The 17,470-nt window shown below is 74.2% G+C and carries 18 protein-coding genes; 8 read left to right on the forward strand and 10 right to left on the reverse strand.

Annotation, left to right across the window (positions count from 1 at the left end; translation table 11 throughout):
- The first annotated feature begins 10 nt into the window (after window positions 1-10).
- Genes AB0C17_RS02620 through hutH form a run of 4 tightly spaced genes read left to right on the forward strand, consistent with a single transcriptional unit; the run spans window position 11 to window position 5,293 of the window.
- On the forward strand, window positions 11-1,231 hold the full coding sequence (locus AB0C17_RS02620; RefSeq protein WP_357385950.1) for an allantoate amidohydrolase: 1,221 nt from the start codon (window positions 11-13) through the stop codon (window positions 1,229-1,231).
- Entirely contained in the window at window positions 1,228-2,592 is a 1,365-nt protein-coding gene (locus tag AB0C17_RS02625; RefSeq protein ID WP_357386135.1) for a formimidoylglutamate deiminase, read from the forward strand. Before AB0C17_RS02620 ends, AB0C17_RS02625 begins: the two co-directional genes overlap by 4 nt.
- Window positions 2,592-3,758 carry an imidazolonepropionase gene (gene hutI / locus AB0C17_RS02630; RefSeq protein ID WP_357476336.1) on the forward strand — a complete coding sequence of 389 codons (1,167 nt, stop codon included), beginning with the start codon at window positions 2,592-2,594 and terminating at the stop codon, window positions 3,756-3,758. The genes AB0C17_RS02625 and hutI overlap by 1 nt, the downstream gene beginning before the upstream one ends.
- Window positions 3,755-5,293: a histidine ammonia-lyase gene (gene hutH, locus AB0C17_RS02635; protein ID WP_357466940.1), complete on the forward strand. Its 1,539-nt coding sequence runs from the start codon at window positions 3,755-3,757 to the stop codon at window positions 5,291-5,293. The genes hutI and hutH overlap by 4 nt, the downstream gene beginning before the upstream one ends.
- Window positions 5,294-5,370: 77 nt before the next feature.
- Here the strand turns inward: hutH and AB0C17_RS02640 are convergent, their stop codons facing one another.
- Window positions 5,371-6,207, reverse strand: coding sequence for a helix-turn-helix transcriptional regulator (locus AB0C17_RS02640; protein ID WP_357466937.1), 837 nt, complete (start codon window positions 6,205-6,207; stop codon window positions 5,371-5,373).
- A 101-nt stretch (window positions 6,208-6,308) separates the two neighbouring features.
- Here AB0C17_RS02640 and AB0C17_RS02645 point away from each other — a divergent pair, with 101 nt between their 5' ends.
- Entirely contained in the window at window positions 6,309-7,025 is a 717-nt protein-coding gene (locus AB0C17_RS02645; RefSeq protein ID WP_357476337.1) for an SDR family oxidoreductase, read from the forward strand.
- Window positions 7,026-7,075: 50 nt separating this feature from the next.
- Here the strand turns inward: AB0C17_RS02645 and rdgB are convergent, their stop codons facing one another.
- From rdgB to AB0C17_RS02690, 9 genes are all read right to left on the reverse strand, one after another.
- Window positions 7,076-7,693, reverse strand: a complete 618-nt coding sequence (rdgB, locus tag AB0C17_RS02650; RefSeq protein WP_357466929.1) for an RdgB/HAM1 family non-canonical purine NTP pyrophosphatase — start codon at window positions 7,691-7,693, stop codon at window positions 7,076-7,078.
- Window positions 7,690-8,418: a ribonuclease PH gene (gene rph / locus AB0C17_RS02655; protein WP_013284361.1), complete on the reverse strand. Its 729-nt coding sequence runs from the start codon at window positions 8,416-8,418 to the stop codon at window positions 7,690-7,692. The genes rdgB and rph overlap by 4 nt, the downstream gene beginning before the upstream one ends.
- 73 nt (window positions 8,419-8,491) lie before the next feature.
- Complete coding sequence (locus AB0C17_RS02660) at window positions 8,492-9,238, reverse strand: MBL fold metallo-hydrolase (protein WP_357466925.1); 747 nt, start codon at window positions 9,236-9,238, stop codon at window positions 8,492-8,494.
- A gap of 224 nt (window positions 9,239-9,462) precedes the next feature.
- Window positions 9,463-10,428 (reverse strand): cysteine synthase, encoded by a 966-nt coding sequence (locus AB0C17_RS02665; protein WP_354873450.1) that lies wholly within the window; start codon window positions 10,426-10,428, stop codon window positions 9,463-9,465.
- Between the two features lie 10 nt (window positions 10,429-10,438).
- Window positions 10,439-10,777 carry a MoaD family protein gene (locus tag AB0C17_RS02670; RefSeq protein WP_357385958.1) on the reverse strand — a complete coding sequence of 113 codons (339 nt, stop codon included), beginning with the start codon at window positions 10,775-10,777 and terminating at the stop codon, window positions 10,439-10,441.
- A gap of 67 nt (window positions 10,778-10,844) precedes the next feature.
- Complete coding sequence (locus tag AB0C17_RS02675; protein ID WP_357385960.1) at window positions 10,845-11,333, reverse strand: M67 family metallopeptidase; 489 nt, start codon at window positions 11,331-11,333, stop codon at window positions 10,845-10,847.
- A gap of 55 nt (window positions 11,334-11,388) precedes the next feature.
- Window positions 11,389-11,892 (reverse strand): DUF2017 domain-containing protein, encoded by a 504-nt coding sequence (locus AB0C17_RS02680; RefSeq protein WP_357385962.1) that lies wholly within the window; start codon window positions 11,890-11,892, stop codon window positions 11,389-11,391.
- Window positions 11,889-12,179 (reverse strand): ATP-dependent Clp protease adapter ClpS, encoded by a 291-nt coding sequence (gene clpS, locus AB0C17_RS02685; protein WP_181571954.1) that lies wholly within the window; start codon window positions 12,177-12,179, stop codon window positions 11,889-11,891. The genes AB0C17_RS02680 and clpS overlap by 4 nt, the downstream gene beginning before the upstream one ends.
- A 115-nt stretch (window positions 12,180-12,294) precedes the next feature.
- Window positions 12,295-13,830, reverse strand: a complete 1,536-nt coding sequence (locus tag AB0C17_RS02690; protein WP_357466922.1) for a hypothetical protein — start codon at window positions 13,828-13,830, stop codon at window positions 12,295-12,297.
- Between the two features lie 343 nt (window positions 13,831-14,173).
- On the opposite strand from AB0C17_RS02690, the gene AB0C17_RS02695 reads away from it, so the two are divergent.
- Genes AB0C17_RS02695 through AB0C17_RS02705 form a run of 3 tightly spaced genes read left to right on the forward strand, consistent with a single transcriptional unit; the run spans window position 14,174 to window position 17,336 of the window.
- Entirely contained in the window at window positions 14,174-15,460 is a 1,287-nt protein-coding gene (locus AB0C17_RS02695) for a nicotinate phosphoribosyltransferase (protein WP_357385966.1), read from the forward strand.
- A gap of 13 nt (window positions 15,461-15,473) precedes the next feature.
- Entirely contained in the window at window positions 15,474-16,055 is a 582-nt protein-coding gene (locus AB0C17_RS02700) for an isochorismatase family protein (RefSeq protein WP_357385968.1), read from the forward strand.
- A gap of 39 nt (window positions 16,056-16,094) precedes the next feature.
- Complete coding sequence (locus AB0C17_RS02705; RefSeq protein WP_357466918.1) at window positions 16,095-17,336, forward strand: MFS transporter; 1,242 nt, start codon at window positions 16,095-16,097, stop codon at window positions 17,334-17,336.
- Window positions 17,337-17,470 lie beyond the last annotated feature (134 nt).

Here is a 17,470-nt window from a genome sequence, read left to right on the forward strand (position 1 = left end):
GAAGGGCCCCTTGTTAACGCATTCTGCATGTGAAGGGTCCCTTCCTAACAGATTCCGGAAGCTGTGGGACGAGGTCGCGCCGATCGGGCGCGACGAGGGCAGCAGCGGCTACCTGCGCTACGCGCTCACCGAACCGGAGTTGCGGCTGCGGGAGTGGTTCCACAACCAGGCCGACGCCCGCGGGATGCCGGTTCAGCAGGACGGCAACGGCAACCTGTTCGCCTGGTGGGGCGACCCGGAGACCGGGGGCGCGGTGCTCACCGGCAGCCACTTCGACTCGGTGCCGCACGGCGGCGCGTACGACGGTCCGCTCGGCATCGTCAGCGCGCTCCTCGCCGTGGACGAGCTGCGGGCCGCGGGCGTCACCCCGGACCGGCCGGTGGTGGTGGCCGCGTTCGTGGAGGAGGAGGGCGCGCGGTTCGGCGTACCCTGCCTGGGGTCGAGGCTGCTCACCGGCGAGATCGACGTCGACCGCGCGGCCGGGCTGCGCGACCAGGCCGGGACGACCTTCGCCGAGGCGCTGGGCGAGCGGCCGGCGGGCGCCGGCCCGGCGCTGCTCGGCCGCTTCGCGGCCTTCGTGGAGCTGCACGTCGAGCAGGGCCGCGCGCTGGTCGACCGGGACGCGCCGGTCGCGGTGGCCTCCGCGATCTGGCCGCACGGCCGGTGGCGGTTCGACTTCACCGGCGAGGGCAACCACGCGGGTACGACAAGGATGGCCGACCGCCGCGACCCGATGCTCACCTACGCGTTCACGGTGCTGGCGGCGAACAAGGAGGCCCGGCTGCGCGACGCGCACGCCACTGTGGGCCGGGTGTCGGTCGAGCCGAACGCCACGAACGCGATCCCGTCCCGGGTCACCGGCTGGCTGGACGCGCGGGCGGCCGAGGCGGAGACGCTGTACGGTCTGGTCGAGGCGGTACGCACCAAGGCCGCCGACCGGGCCGGCCGCGACGGGACGGCGCTGACCTGCACGCAGGAGTCGGCGACCCCGCTCGTCGCGTTCGACCGTGGGCTGGCCGACCGGCTGGCCGCGCTGCTCGACGCGCCGGTGCTGCCCACCGGCGCCGGGCACGACGCGGGCGTGCTGGCGGCGCACCTGCCCACCGCGATGCTGTTCGTGCGCAACCCGACCGGGGTGTCGCACTCCCCCGCCGAGGCGGCCACCGACGCCGACTGCGCCGCCGGGGTGGCCGCCCTGGCCCGGGTGCTGGAGGAACTGGCATGCCGCTGACCCGCTGGCTGGCCGAGTACGCCTGGCTGCCCGACCGTGCCGAACCCACCCGGGACGTGCTGATCGAGGCCGTCGACGGGCGGTTCACAGCGGTCACCCCGCTGGGCCGCGACAGCCCGCCGACCGCCGGCGTGGAGGTGCTCGGCGACGCGGTCCCGCTGCCTGGGCTGACCGTGCCCGGCCTGGCGAACGCCCACTCGCACGCGTTCCACAGGGCGCTGCGCGGGCGCACCCACGACGGGCGCGGCGACTTCTGGTCCTGGCGCAGCCTCATGTACGCGATCGCGACCCGCCTCGACCCGGACACCTACCTGGCACTGGCCCGCGCCGTGTACGCGGAGATGGCGCTGGCCGGGATCACCTGCGTGGGCGAGTTCCACTACCTGCACCACGGTCCCGGCGGCACGCCGTACGACGACCCGAACGCCATGTCCGCCGCGCTGGTGGAGGCCGCCGCGCACGCCGGAATCCGGCTCACGCTGCTGGACACCGCGTACCTGGCCGGGGGCGTGGACGGCACGCCGCTGTCCGGGCCGCAACGCCGCTTCGGTGACGGCGACGCCCTGCGCTGGGCGGCGCGGGTGGACGCGTTCCGCCCGTCCGACGAGCACGTCCGGCTCGGCGCGGCCATCCACTCGGTACGCGCCGTCCCGGCCGAGCAGCTCGCCACGGTGGCCGGCTGGGCCGACCGCAACGGGCTGCCGCTGCACGTGCACCTGTCCGAGCAACCGGCCGAGAACGACGCCTGCCGGGCGGCGCACGGGTGCACCCCGGCACGGCTGCTGGCCGACCACGGGGTGCTCGGCCCGCACACCACGGCCGTGCACGCCACCCACCCGACCGCCGCCGACGTGGCGCTGCTCGGCGACAGCCGTACCCGCGTCTGCCTGTGCCCCACCACCGAACGCGACCTGGCCGACGGGATCGGCCCGGCCCGCCGGATGGCCGACGCGGGCAGCCCGCTCAGCCTCGGCAGCGACAGCCACGCCGTGGTGGACCTGTTCGAGGAGGCTCGCGCGGTCGAGCTGGACGAGCGGCTGCGTACCCGCAGGCGGGGGCACTTCACGCCGGCCGAGCTGGTCGGCGCCGCCACCGTCGGCGGGCACGCCGCGCTGGGCTGGGGCGACGCCGGCCGGCTCGCCGTCGGGCAGCGCGCCGACCTGGTCACGGTACGGCTGGACAGCGCCCGCACCGCCGGGGTGCCGCCGGTCGGCGCGTTCTTCGCCGCCACCGCCGCCGACGTGACGAGCGTCGTGGTGGACGGCCGGCCCGTGGTGGCCGGTGGCCGCCACCTGACCGTCGACGTGCCCACCGAGCTGCGGGACTCGATCGCGGCGGTGACCGCGAAGGAGGATTCGTGATGCGCGGCAGCCTGCTCGTCGACCACATCGGCGAGCTGGTCACCAACGAGGGCCGGCCCGACGACCCGCTGGGCATCCGGCGCGACGCCGCGCTGCTGGTCGAGGACGGCCAGGTGGCCTGGATCGGGTCGGCCCGCTACGCGCCCGCCGCCGACCGGCGGATCGACGCCGCTGGCGCGGCCGTGCTGCCCGGCTTCGTGGACAGCCACGCGCACCTGGTCTTCGCCGGGGACCGGGCCGCCGAGTTCGCCGCCCGGATGGCCGGCGAGCGCTACACCGGCGGCGGCATCCGCACCACAGTCGGCGCCACCCGCGCGGCCTCCGACGACGACCTGCGCGCCACAGTGGGCCGGCTGCGCGCCGAGATGCTGCGGCAGGGCACCACCACCGTCGAGATCAAGAGCGGGTACGGCCTCACCGTCGCCGACGAGGCCCGCTCGCTGCGGATCGCCGCCGAGTTCACAGCGGACACCACGTTCCTCGGCGCGCACGTGGTCCCCGCCGAGTACGCCGACCGCCCGGACGACTACGTCGGCATGGTCTGCGGCCCGATGCTGGCCGCCGCCGCGCCGTACGCCCGCTGGATCGACGTGTTCTGCGAGCGGGGCGCGTTCGACGCCGACCACGCGCGGGCGATCCTCGCCTGCGGGCAGGCCGCCGGTCTGGGCGTACGGCTGCACGCCAACCAGCTCGGCCCCGGGCCGGGCGTGCGGCTCGGCGTGGAGCTGGGGGCGGCCAGCGTCGACCACTGCACCCACCTGACCGACGCCGACGTCGACGCGCTGGCCGGCTCGGAGACGGTCGCCACGCTGCTGCCGGGCGCGGAGTTCTCCACCCGGTCGCCGTACCCGGACGCCCGGCGGCTGCTCGACGCGGGCGTCACAGTCGCGCTGGCCACCGACTGCAACCCCGGCTCGTCGTACACCTCGTCGATGCCGTTCTGCGTCGCTCTCGCCGTACGCGAGATGCGGATGACCCCGGCGGAGGCGGTGTGGGCCGCGACCGCCGGCGGGGCGGCTGCGCTGCGCCGCACCGACGTGGGGCGGCTGACCCCCGGGGCACGGGCCGACCTGGTCGTCCTCGACGCCCCGTCCCACCTGCACCTGGCCTACCGGCCGGGGGTGCCACTGATCCGCCAGGTTCTGCACAACGGAGTGCCGCGATGACCACAGTGACCATCCTGTCCACCGGGATCACCCCCGCCGACGTGCTCGCGGTGGCCCGTGGCACCGCCAAGGTCGTGCTCGACCCGGCCGCCACCGAGGCGATGGCGACCAGCCGGTCCATCGTGGACGGCATCGAGGCGGCCGGGCGGCCGGTGTACGGCGTCTCCACCGGCTTCGGCGCGCTCGCGAACACGTTCGTCGCACCGGAACGCCGGGCCGAGCTTCAGCACGCGCTGATCCGCTCGCACGCCGCCGGGGTGGGCGCGCCGATGCCGCGCGAGGTGGTACGCGCGATGATGCTGCTGCGGGTCCGCTCGCTGGCGCTCGGCCGCTCCGGGGTCCGCCCGCTCGTCGCCGAGGCGCTCGTCGACCTGCTCAACCACGAGGTCACGCCGTGGGTGCCCGAGCACGGCTCACTCGGCGCGTCCGGTGACCTGGCGCCGCTGGCGCACTGCGCGCTGGTGCTGCTCGGCGAGGGCTGGGTGCTCGGCCCGGGCGGTGACCGCATCCCGGCCGCCGACGCGCTGCGCCGGGTCGGGCTCAAGCCGGTGTCGCTCGCCGCCAAGGAAGGGCTGGCGCTGATCAACGGCACCGACGGCATGCTCGGCATGCTGCTGCTCGCCGTCTCCGACGCCCGGCACCTGTTCGCCATGGCGGACGTGACGGCGGCGCTGGCCATCGAGGCGATGCTCGGCTCGGAGCGGCCGTTCCTGCCCGAGTTGCACGCGATCCGCCCGCACCCGGGTCAGGCCGCGTCGGCGGCGAACATCCACCGGCTGTTGCAGGGCTCGGCGGTGATGGACTCGCACCGCGACGACCTGGCGCACGCGGTGCAGGACGCGTACTCGATGCGCTGCGCCCCGCAGGTGGCCGGCGCGGCCCGGGACACGCTCGACTTCGTCGAGGTGGTGGCCGGGCGGGAACTGCTGTCGGTGGTGGACAACCCGGTGGTGCTGCCGGACGGGCGCGTCGAGTCGACTGGGAACTTCCACGGGGCGCCGCTCGGCTTCGCCGCCGACTACCTGGCCATCGCCGCCGCCGAGGTGGGCGCGATCGCCGAGCGCCGGGTGGACCGGCTGCTGGACGTCACCCGCTCCCGGGACCTGCCCGCCTTCCTGTCCCCCGACGCCGGGGTGAACTCCGGGCTGATGATCGCCCAGTACACGGCCGCCGGGATCGTGGCGGAGAACCGCCGGCTCGCCGCGCCCGCCTCGATCGACTCGCTGCCCACCAGCGGGATGCAGGAGGACCACGTCTCGATGGGCTGGGCGGCCACCAAGAAGCTGCGCACCGTGCTGGACAACCTGACCAGCCTGCTCGCGGTGGAGTTGCTGGCGGCCGTACGCGGGCTTCAGCTCCGCGCGCCGCTGACACCGTCGCCCGCCGGACGGGCCGCCGTCGCGGCGCTCGGCGAGGTCATCGGCGAGCCGGGGCCGGACGTATTCCTCGCGCCGCTGATGGAGGCCGCCCGAGCGGTCGTCGGCGGACCCGAGCTGCGGGCCGCGATCGAACGGGAGGTCGGACCGCTGGCCTGAGCGATGACGTCGCCGGCCCGGCGGCCCTGACCGGGTCAGGGGCCGGCGCATGCATCACCGTCGCCGTGGGCCTCGGCTCAGTGATAGGCGGGAGCATGGCTCAGCAACGCGACAGCATCCGCGTCCGGGGTGCCGGGGTCGGCCTGGAAGGCGACGAACCGCTGCCCGTCGGGGGCGGTGAGGACCTCGGAGGTCAGCTCCAGCCGCCCCACTCCGGGGTGCTGGAAGGTGCGACGCGAACCGCTCTTCACCCGTACGTCGTAGTGCCGCCACAGCGCCGCGAACTCCTCGCCGACCCCGGACATCTCACTGACCAACCGGGCCAGTTCGGGTGAGTCGGGGTCGACGGCGGCGACGGTACGCAGGTGCGCCACGCAGTCCTCGGCCATCCGCCGCCACGGGGTGAACAGCGTGCGGGCGGCGGGATGGCCGAAGACGTACCGGATCAGGTTGCGCCGCTCCGCCGGCCACTGCTCGATCCCGGCCAGCAGCCGGTAGCCCTCCGGATTGGCGGCGAGGACGTCGCTGGTGGGGCTCAGCACGTACGCCGGGGTGGGTCGGACGCTCGCCAGCAACAGCCGCAGTCCCGGCCGCACGCCGGTGGCCGGGCGGGGTCGGCGCGCACGCCGACCGGCCGCGTTGCCGGCCAGCGCGTGCAGGTGGGCGCGCTCGTCGCCGGTGAGGCGTAGCGCCGAGGCGAGCGCGTCGAGGACCGCGGGTCCCGGGTTGGTGTCCCGGCCGCGTTCCAGCCGGATGTAGTAGTCGACGCTCACCCCGGCCAGGGTCGCCAACTCCTCCCGGCGCAGGCCAGGCGTCTGCCGCCGCCCGGTGCCCGGCGGCAGCCCCACGTCGGCCGGGGCGATCCGGCCCCGCCGGTTGCGCAGGAACTCGCCCAGGGCGGCACGGTCGACCATCCGCCAAGTCTCGCAGCCCCGGATCGGGCCCGGGTGGCCCTGTCAGGGCCTGTCCCCGCGCGGTCTCCCGCCCGGGCCGACCGGCCGGGAACCTGGGTGGCATGACACGATCTCGGATCCTCATCGTCGGCGGCGGCTCGGGCATGGGGCTGGCGCTGGCGGAACTGCTGCTGCGCGGCGACGCGGAGGTGACCATCGCCGGCCGCTCCGCCGACCGGCTGGCCGCCGCGGCCCGGCGCCTGGACGCCCCGGACCGGCTGCGCACCCACCCGGTCGACGTCACCGACGAGGCGCAGGTACGACGGCTGGCAGGCGAGTGCGGACAACTCGACCACGTGGTGGTCACCGCCGCCGACGCGGCCGGAGCGTACGCGCCGCTGGCGGAGTTCGACCTCGACGCGGCGCGATCGGTCCTGGGCACCAAGGTGCTCGGCCCGTGGCTGGTCGCCAAGCACGTCGCGGTGGCCCCGACCGGCTCGCTCACCTTCACCTCGGGCATCGCCGCCTACCGGCCCGCCCCGGGCGGCTCGATGATGGCGACGGCCAACGGGGCGTTGGAGTCACTGGTGCGGGCGTTGGCGCTGGAGCTCGCCCCGGTCCGGGTCAACGCGGTCTCACCGGGCTGGGTGGACACCCCGATCTGGGAGACCCTCGCCGGCGAGGCCAGGCAGGCGCGGTTGGCGGCCATGGCGCAGCGGCTGCCGGGCGGCCGGGTGGGTGATCCGGCCGACATCGCCCGGGCTTTCGTGGCGGTGCTGGAGAACAGCTTCATCACGGGGACGGTGCTGCACGTCGACGGGGGGCACCGGCTGGTCTGACGGACGGTCTTCTCGCCGTCCGCGTCGAGCGGACGGCGAGGACGGCCCGGTCAGACGGCCGGCGGGAGCACCTTGGCGACCAGCTTGGCCAGCTCCCGCAGCGCCTTGCCCCGGTGGCTGACCGCGTCCTTCTCCTCGGGGGTCAGCTCCGCGTTGGTCCGCTCCTGCCCGTCGCCCAGGAAAATCGGGTCGTAACCGAAGCCGCCCTCGCCGCGCGGCGCGCGCAGCAGCCGGCCGGACTGGCGGCCGTCGACCAGGTGCTCCTTGCCGCCCGGCAGCACCAGCGCGACGGTGCAGACGAACGCGGCTCCCCGGTGCTCGTCCGGCACGTCGCCGACCTGGTCGAGCACGAGCTGGAGGTTGGCCCGGTCGTCGCCGTGCCGGCCGGACCAGCGGGCGCTGAACACACCCGGCATGCCGTTGAGGGCGTCCACGGCCAGGCCGGAGTCGTCGGCGATGGTCGGCAGGCCGGTGCGCCGGCAGCCCTCCCGCGCCTTGATCAGCGCGTTCTCGCCGAACGTGAGGCCGGTCTCCGGCAGCTCCGGGTACTCCTCGACGTCGTCGAGCCCGAGCAGGGCGATCCGGTGCGCGCCGAGTGCGCCGTCCAGGATGCGCTGGAGTTCGACGAGCTTCTTCCGGTTCCGGGTGGCGAGCAGGACCTTGTTCATGACGAGAGCGCCTTCCGCTGCGCGTCGGCCAGTTCCAGACAGCCCGCCACGCCCAGGTCGAGCAGCGCGTCGAGCTGGTCGCGGGCGAAGACGCCCGCCTCACCGGTGCCCTGCACCTCGACGAAGTCGCCCGTGCCGGTGCAGACCACGTTCATGTCGACCTCGGCGGTGACGTCCTCGGCGTAGCAGAGGTCGAGCATCGGCTCGCCGCCGATCACCCCGACGCTCACCGCGGCCACCGACCGGTGCATCACCTTCTCCACCTTGCCGGCCAGCGCCTTGCGCTCGGCCAGCCAGGTCACCGCGTCGTGCAGCGCGACGTACGCGCCGGTGATCGCGGCGGTACGGGTGCCGCCGTCGGCCTGGAGCACGTCGCAGTCCAGCACGATCGAGTTCTCGCCGAGCGCCTTGAGGTCGACGCACGCGCGCAGGCTGCGGCCGATCAGCCGGGAGATCTCGTGGGTCCGCCCGCCGACCTTGCCGCGGACGCTCTCCCGGTCGGAGCGGGTGTTCGTGGCCCGGGGCAGCATCGCGTACTCGGCCGTCACCCAGCCCAGCCCGGAACCCTTGCGCCAGCGGGGCACGCCCTCGGTGACGCTGGCCGTGCAGAGGACCCGGGTCGCGCCGAACTCGACGAGCACCGAGCCCTCCGGGTGGGTGCTCCAGCCCCGGGTCAGGGTCACCGGTCGGAGTTGGTCGGGCTGCCGCCCGTCAGGTCGCGCCATGCCTGCACCCTATGCGGTGCGGTGAGCGCACCGCCCGCGGGTGCCCGCCGAGGAGGACCGGCCGCCGCCGGTCTCAGACGTCGTAGCAGGCGCCGGGCCGGACCACGTCCAGCGGCCCGGCGTACGCCCCGGCCGCCGCCTCCACCGTCTGCGACTCGCTGCCCCAGGCGGATACGAGATGGGTGAGCAGGAGCCGCCCCACCCCCGCCTTGGTGGCCGCCTCGCCGGCCTCCCGGCCGGTCAGGTGCAGGTCCGGCGGGTTCTCCACGCCGTCCATGTAGCTCGCCTCGCACAGGAACACGTCGGCGTCCTGGGCCAGGCGCAGCAACGCGTCGCAGGGCGCGGTGTCGGCGGAGTAGCAGAACACCCGGCCGCCGTGCTCCAGCCGCACCCCGTACGTCTCGACCGGGTGGTTCATCCGGTCGACGGTGACGGTGAACGGGCCGATCGGGAACGTGCCCGGCTGGAGGCCGTAGAACTGGTAGACGTCCTCCACCGAGCCCTCCTCCTGCCCGTACGCGCTGGCCAGCCGGTCCGGCGCACCGGAGGGGGCGTACATCGGCAGGGGCGGGTACGGGCCGTCCGGTGCGTACCGGCGCACCACGACGTAGTTGACGGCGTCGAACATGTGATCGCAGTGCAGGTGGGTGAGCAGGATGGCGTCGGGGGCGTGCAGCCCCACGTAGCGCTGGAGCGTGGAGAGCGAGCCCGCCCCGAAGTCGATCAGGAGCCGGAAGCCCTCGGCTTCCAGCAGGTAGGCCGAACACGGAGATTCGGGACCCGGGAAGCTGCCCGCGCAGCCAAGGACGGTCAGTCTCATCCGGTGGCCTCGATCTCACCATGCGTAGTCGACGCGCCAGCGGCGGCGCCGCCGATGATCTCTACCGACGCGCTCGCCACGCTGCGCAGCCTACGCGTCGCCCGGTCGAGCAAGAATCATCTGCCGGAAGTTGTCATCAACGTGACACCGACACGCGTCCGTGACGGGCGAGACCGGCGGTCCGGCCGGCGGGCGAACCACCGACCGGACCGGCCATCGGCCCGTCAGGCCCAGAGCTGACCCTCCAGGGCCTCCTCCGCGTCGGCGAGGGTGCCGCCGTACGCGCCGGTCGAGAGGTATTTCCAGCCTCCGTCGCAGACCACGAACGCCACGTCGGCACGGCGGCCGTCGCGGACCGCCTCGTGCGCCACCGCGAGCGCGGCGTGCAGGATCGCGCCGGTGGAGAACCCGGCGAAGATGCCCTCCACCTCGACGAGCTGCCGGGTCCGCAGCACGGCGTCCCGGGTGCCCACGGAGAAGCGGCGGGACAGCACGCCGGCGTCGTACAGCTCGGGCACGTAGCCCTCGTCGATGTTGCGCAGGCCGTAGACCAGCTCGCCGTAGCGCGGCTCGGCCGCCACGATCTGGATGCCCTCGACCTTCTCCCGCAGGTAACGCCCGGTGCCCATGAGCGTGCCGGTGGTGCCCAGCCCGGCGACGAAATGGGTGATGCCCGGCAGGTCCTGCAACAGCTCCGGCCCGGTCGTCTCGTAGTGCGCCCGGGCGTTCGCCTCGTTGCCGTACTGGTAGAGCATCACCCAGTCCGGGTGCTCGGCGGAGATCTGCTTGGCGGTCGCGACCGCCTGGTTCGAGCCGCCCGCCGCCGGCGAGAAGATGATCTCCGCGCCGTACATGCGGAGCAGTTGCACCCGCTCGGTGGAGACGTTCTCCGGCATCACACAGACCAGGCGGTAGCCGCGCAGCTTCGCCACCATGGCCAGCGAGATGCCGGTGTTGCCGCTGGTCGGCTCCAGGATGGTGTCACCCGGACGCAGCCGGCCGGCCTCCTCTGCCGCGCGGACCATGAACAGCGCCGCGCGGTCCTTGATGCTGCCGGTCGGGTTCCGGTCCTCCAGCTTGGCCCAGAGCCGCACCGGCGGCGCCCCCTCGGGCACCGTCGGCGAGAGCCGGGGCAGGCCGACCAGCGGCGTGCCGCCGCAGGCGTCGAGCAGGCTGTCGTACCGCGTCATCGCGGCCCCCTCAGCGGGCGGCGCGCGAGGAGACCGCGTGCGAGGCGATCGCCGCGGCGGCCGCGAAGCCGAACGCGCCACCGGCCACGGCCGGCAGGATGGTCACGCTGTCGCCGTCGTTGAGCTTGGCGTCGAGCGCGCCGAGGAAGCGGACGTCCTCGTCGTTGACGTAGACGTTGACGAACCGGTGCAGCGCGCCCGCGTCGGTGACCAGGCGTGCCTTCAGGCCGCCGTGCCGGGAGTCCAGGTCGGTGAGCAGGTCGGCGAGCGTGTCGCCGCTGCCCTCGACGACCTTCGCGCCGCCGGTGTAGCTGCGCAGGATGGTGGGGATGCGAACCTCGATGGCCATGATGTCTCGTGCTCCTCGTTCGGGATCGTGCCAGGTGACGGGAAAAGGAAGGTGCCGGCGCTGAAGGTCAGCGGTCGGAACACTCGTAGTCGACCGTCGCCGGGCTCTGCCCGAACATGTAGGACTGGACGGCGTTCGGGTCCACGCCCGCATCCACGATCTTCACCGGCTCCTCGGTGATCACGCCGTCGACGATCCGGAAGGAGCGGATCTCCTCGGTGTCGGGCTCGCGGGTCGAGACGAGCAGGTAGTGCGCGCCCGGCTCGCCGGCGAAGGAGACGTCGGTACGCGACGGGTAGGCCTCCGTCGCGGTGTGCGAGTGGTAGATGACGACCGGTTCCTCGTCACGGTCGTCCATCTCCCGCCACACCCGCAGCTGCTCCATCGAGTCGAACTCGTAGAACGTCATGGAGCGGGCGGCGTTGTCCATCGGGATGTGCCGGGTCGGGGTGTCACTGCCGACGGGGCCGGCGACCACGCCGCACGCCTCGTCCGGGTGGTCCCGACGCGCGTGGGCGACGATCGCGTCGATGATCGACCGGTCGATGCTCAGCACGCCTGCCAGCCTAGCCCCTGGTCACCCCGGGCGGCGAGGTGGCGACCGTCACCACTCAGTCGATGAGCGCGTTGAGCAGGGACTCCTGGAGATAACCGAGATAGCGGTAGACCGACAGTTGGAACACCCGGGACGAACCCGGGTCATCGGCCACCGCGTCGTCGAGTTCCTCGTCCAGGTCGGTGCCGTCCTTGATCTCCAGGCGTACGCCCATCGCCAGCCGGGCGTCGTTGAGCGCGCGCAGCCAGGCCTCGGCCGCCTCCGCGTCCAGCCGTACCTCGCCACCGGCGTCGCCGTCGGGCAGCGCGGCGAGGATCGCGCCCGCCTGGTCGATCTTGGCGGTCTTCAGGTCGCCCTCGGTGTAGCGGCGGAACTCGGCGGTGCCGGCGTCGTCGTCCGGGTAGACGTCGGGAAAGAGCCGCCCGACCACCGGGTCGGTGTGGTCGAAGCCTTCGGTCAGCAGGCCGACCACCTCGCCTGCGACCTTGCGCAGTACGCGGACCTCGTCGACCGCGAACGTGGCCACGTAGTGGTCGCCCCGGCGGCGGAACATGCTCATGACCTCTCCACCGTCGCCCAGAGCCCGTACGCGTGCAGCTGCGCCGCGTCGTGCTCCATCCGCTCCCGGGCGCCGCTGGAGACCACGGCCTTGCCCTTGTGGTGCACGTCCAGCATGAGCCGCTCCGCCTTCTCCCGGCTGTACCCGAAGAGCTTCTGGAACACCCAGGTCACATACGTCATCAGGTTGACCGGATCGTCCCAGACGATGGTCACCCACGGCCGGTCGGAGACCGGCACCTCTTCGGTGTCCGGCGTCTCGACCGGCGCAACCTGTGGAGCCGCCATGCCCCCCATCGTGCCACCGGATCCCGGGAACCGATGAACCGGAACGGCGCGCCGGTCGTCGTCACCCGCCCGGGCCGCGTACGCGAGCCCGGGTCGCCGCCGGCCGGCGGCCCCGTCAGGCCAGCAGGATGCCGTGGTCGACAGCATCGGCGAGCACCGTGCCCAGCGAGAGCCGGATCACCTCGAAACGTCGGGACACCTCGCGGGACAGTTCGAGCTCGACCTCGCGCAGCGTGCGCTGGGCCCAGGAGCGGGCGGCGTTCGGATCGTCGTTGCCGGGCGCCCGCCAGTGCTGCCAGCAGCCGCCGTTGAGGGCGACGCCGACCGGCGGGAGGACCTCGTCGCGCGACGCGCCGGGCAGTCCGGCCAGCGCGTCCAGGGCACCGGGACCGGTCAGCCCGGCGACGCCCGCCGTGCTGGTCACCAGGAGCACCCGGTCCAGCTCGGCGGCGTCCGGGTGGTCGGCCACACCTCGCCGCAGCGCATGGATGATCCGCCGGCGTACGCCCTCGGCCGGCGGCTCGCCGAAGACCCGGGCCGCGGCCTCGTCGACCAGGTCCCGCACGGCCTCGTCGCACTGTGCGGTGGCGAGCTGCGACAGCGCTTCCAGCTCCCGGTCGAGCAGCGGAGGAAGGCCGGCGCAACCGGCCCCGAAGACGATCTCCTGCACCACCCGCAGGTGGATGTTCGCCAGCTCCAGGGCGAGGTGCTGCCGGATCCGGTGGGCGCAGGCGCGGGCCTGGCGGTCGATCCGGTCGGCCAGCTCGCCCGGCTCGACGCCGGCCGGCACCGGCACCCGGCCGGGCGCGCCGTCCGGTGCCGGCGGGCCGGCGGTGCGGCGCCGCACCTCGTCGGCCCAGCCCACCAGCGCGCGGCGCAGGCGCGGCAGCTCGGCCCGCCGGGCCGGGAACCACCGGGCCCGGTCGAGCGCCGGGACCGCGGCCAGCAACGTCGCGCGGTGCGCCTCGGTGGAGACCGACACCGGGTCGAGCCGGCCGGTGGACCCGGACCGGCCGGGCGACGGCACCGCAGCCACCCGGCCCGGTGCCTGCCCGCCGTCGCCCGGCGGGCCGGTCACGCCGGGCGTGACGGCGAAGAACACCTCGACCCGGGTACGCGCCACCTCGGCCAGCAGATGCAGCTCGGCCGCGCTGAACGCCTGGTCGGCGGAGATCACGAAGAGCAGCGCGCCGGCCCGGCCGACAGCGTCGCGCAGGACCCGGGCGCCGGCCACCCCCAGCGTGCCGGTGTCCGGGGTGTCGACCACCGTGAAGTGCCGCAGCAGCGGATCGGGCAGGCCCAGCTCGACCCGCCGGGGTGGCCGGGCCGAAGCGGCGGCCGGCGGGGCGGCGTCGTAGAGCTGCGGCCGGCGATACCCCGGGACGTACGCCGCGCGGGTGACGGTGGTGGCGTGCCGGACCAGCAGGTTACTTCCCGGCGGCACGGCGAGCGTCGCGGCCTCGGCCCGGAGCAGGCCGGCGATCAGCTCGCGCCGGTTCGCACCGGCCGGACCGGCGACGACCACGACGCTCGGATCGTCCGGGCCGGCGGTGGTCACCACGGGCCGGGCCGGCTGCGGGACCCGTCCGGAGCGCTGGGCCCGGCGGCGCGGCTCGGGCACGTCGACCGAGGGGAGCGGACCTGGCGTCATCAGGTGGCCTCCCGGTGAGGCGACCAGGGGGGCGGTCGCGGGATTTCCCCCGATTGCAGGGATTGCCGGAAGAGCACGGGTGCCGGCCACCCGACGACCAACACATCGGACACTCACGGGCAATGAACAGATTACTCAGCTTCTCTGCGTGACGGCACGTACGCGCACCGGAACGATCGATGTGCCGCGTCGATGGGCGGGTGGGAGGTCGTCGTCCGTATGCCCTCCACCGTCGGCGACCGGCGGTCGGCGGCCCGGAGGGACGCGGCGAGTTCGCGGGCCGCTCCGCGGTCGATGCCGGGGCACGACGGCGCGGATCCGGGCTGAACTCTAGGCTGGAGCGGTGAGCACCCTTCGTCCCGCGCTGCTGACCGACCACTACGAGCTGACCATGGTCAGCGCGGCCCTGCGTGACGGCACTGCCGATCGACGCTGCGTCTTCGAGGTGTTCAGCCGGCGGCTGCCGGCCGGGCGCCGGTACGGCGTGGTCGCCGGCACCGGCCGCCTGATCGAGATGATCCGCGACTTCCGGTTCGACCGGGCGGAGATCGACTTCCTGCGCCGTACCGGCGTGGTGGACGAGCCCGCCGCGCAGTGGCTGGCCGACTACCGGTTCACCGGCGACATCGACGGCTACGCCGAGGGCGAGCTGTTCTTCCCCGGCTCCCCGATCCTCACCGTGTCCGGCACGTTCGCCGAGTGCGTGGTGCTGGAGACGCTCGTGCTGTCGGTGCTCAACCACGACTGCGCGGTCGCCGCCGCCGCCGCCCGGATGGTCACCGCGGCCCGGGGGCGGGCCCTGATCGAGATGGGCTCCCGCCGGGCACACGAGGAGGCCGCCGTCGCCGCGGCGCGGTCCGCGTACCTGGCCGGATTCCGGTTCACCTCCAACCTGGCCGCCGGGCAGCGCTACGGCATCCCCACCGCGGGCACCGCCGCGCACGCGTTCACGCTGCTGCACGACGACGAGCGGGCCGCGTTCGCCTCCCAGGTCGCCACGCTGGGCAAGGACACCACGCTGCTTGTCGACACGTACGACATCGCCCAGGGCATCCGCAACGCCATCGCGGTGGCCGGGCCGGAGCTGCGGGCGGTCCGGATCGACTCCGGCGACCTCGCGGTGATCGCCCAGCAGTCCCGCGAGCTGCTCGACTCGCTCGGTGCCACCGAGACGAAGATCATCGTCTCCGGCGACCTGGACGAGTACGCCATCGCCGCGCTCGCCGCCGAACCGGTGGACATGTACGGCGCCGGCACCGCGGTGGTGACCGGCTCCGGTGCGCCCACCGCCGGACTGGTCTACAAGCTGGTCGAGGTCGAGGGGCGGCCGGTGGTCAAGCGCTCCGAGCACAAGGCCACCATCGGCGGCCGGAAGGTGGCGGTCCGCCGGCACAAGCCGACCGGCACCGCCACCGAGGAGGTCATCGTGCCGCAGGGCGTACCGGACCGGCAGCCGAACGACCGGCTGCTCCAGCACTCGTACGTGGTGTCGGGCGAGCCGGAGACGCTGCCCACGCTCGAGGAGTCCCGGGACCACCTGCGTCAGTGCCTGATCTCGATCCCGTGGGAGGGGCTCAAGCTCTCCGCCGGGGATCCAGCCGTACCGGTCACCGTCGTACCCGCGAGCTGAGGAGGAACCCCCGATGGCGAACGCCCTGATCATCGTGGACGTGCAGAACGACTTCTGTGAGGGCGGCTCCCTCGCGGTCGGCGGCGGGGCAGGGGTGGCCGCCGGCATCTCCCGGCTGCTCGCCGCCGAGCCGGAGCGGTGGGACCACGTGGTCGCGACGAAGGACTACCACGTCGACCCGGGCGCGCACTTCGGCGACCCGCCGGACTACGTCGACTCCTGGCCCCGGCACTGCGTGGTCGGCACCTCCGGCTCCGAGTTCCACCCCGAGCTGGCGACCGACCGGGTCGAGGTGATCTTCCACAAGGGCGAGCACGCGGCCGCGTACTCCGGTTTCGAGGGCCACGCCCCCGACGGCGAGTGCCTGGCCGACTGGCTGCGACGCCACGACGTGGACCGGGTCGACGTGGTCGGCATCGCCACCGACCACTGCGTGCGCGCGACCGCCCTGGACGCCGCCCGGGAGGGCTTCCGGACCACGGTGCTGCTCGACCTGACCGCCGCCGTCGCGCCGGACACGCTCGACGTGGCGCTGCGGGCGCTGGACGGCGCCGGGGTGACGATGGTCGGCGAGCCCGTGATCACCGCCGCTTGACCCGGTAATCGCTTGCGGGTGTCGTACCCCGGCCCCAGGATGGCGCCGGAGGTACGGACCGTCGTGAATCTGAAGCCTTACCGGGAGGCGCTCGCCCTGCCCGGTCTCCGATCGTTGCTGCTGGTGTCGGTGCTGGCCCGGGTGCCGCTCACCGCCACCGGGGTGACGCTCACCTTCTACGTGGTGCTCGACCTGGGCCGCGGCTACGGCGCCGCCGGCCTGGTCGGTGCCGCGTCGACGGTCGGCGCGGCGGTCGGCGCCCCGCTGCTCGGGCGGCTCATCGACCGCCGAGGGCTCCGGCCGGTGCTGGTGCTCACCACTGTCGCCGAGGCGCTGTTCTGGTCCGCCGCGCCCACGCTGTCGTATCCGGTGCTGCTGCCTGCCGCGTTCCTCGCCGGGCTGCTCGCCCTGCCGATCTTCTCGATGGTCCGCCAGTCGATCGCCGCGCTCGTGCCGGCGGAGAAGCGCCGCCCCGCGTACGCGCTCGACTCGATGGCGGTGGAGTTGTCGTTCATGGTCGGGCCGGCGCTCGCCGTGGCCCTCGCCACCGCCGTCACGCCGCGCCTGACGCTCTGGGCGGTCGGCGCCGGCATCGTCGCCTCCGGTATCTGCTTCTGGCTGCTCGACCCGCCGATCCGGGCCGCCGACGAGCCGGCCGGGCCGCCGCGCCCGGTGCACCGCCGCGAGTGGCTCACCCCGCGCCTGCTGGCCGTCCTGGCCGTCAGCCTCGCCGCCACCCTGGTGCTCGGCGGCACCGACGTCGCGGTGGTGGCAGTGCTCCGCTCCGGTGGCGAGGTCGGCTGGACCGGCGCCGTGCTGGCCGCCTGGGCGGTCGCCTCGCTGGCAGGTGGCTTCGCCTACGGCGCGGTACGCCGCTCGTTCTCCCCGCTGGCGCTGATGGCCGCGCTGAGCCTCACCACCATCCCGGTGGGGCTGGGCGGGTCGCACTGGTGGCTGCTCTGCCTGGCGCTGATTCCGGCCGGCGCGCTCTGCGCCCCCACCATCGCGTCCACCTCCGACGCGGTCAGCCGGCTGGCCCCGTCCTCCGTCCGGGGTCTGGCGATGGGCCTGCACGGCTCCGCCGTCACGGTCGGCATCGCGCTCGGCGCACCGCTGGCCGGCGCGGTGATCGACGCCTCCGCGCCCGCGTGGGGGTTCGTGGTCACCGGTGCGATCGGCGCGCTGGTGGCGGTGGCGGTGCTCCCGATAGAGCTGCGCCACCGCCGCACCCCGGTCCCCACCCCAACTCCAGACCCCGCCCTGGCCCTGGCTCCCCGCTAGCCCTCCGCCATCGCCTCGAAGCGGGGCGAAGCCAGTACGGGGAAGTGGCTGGTTTCCCCGTGCCCCGGACACCCCCACTTCCCCGAGCTGGCGCCTGCCCTCCACCCCCGCACCGCTGATCATGAGGTTAGCGG

Source organism: Micromonospora sp. NPDC048887 (genome assembly GCF_040649715.1).
Lineage (GTDB): Bacteria > Actinomycetota > Actinomycetes > Mycobacteriales > Micromonosporaceae > Micromonospora.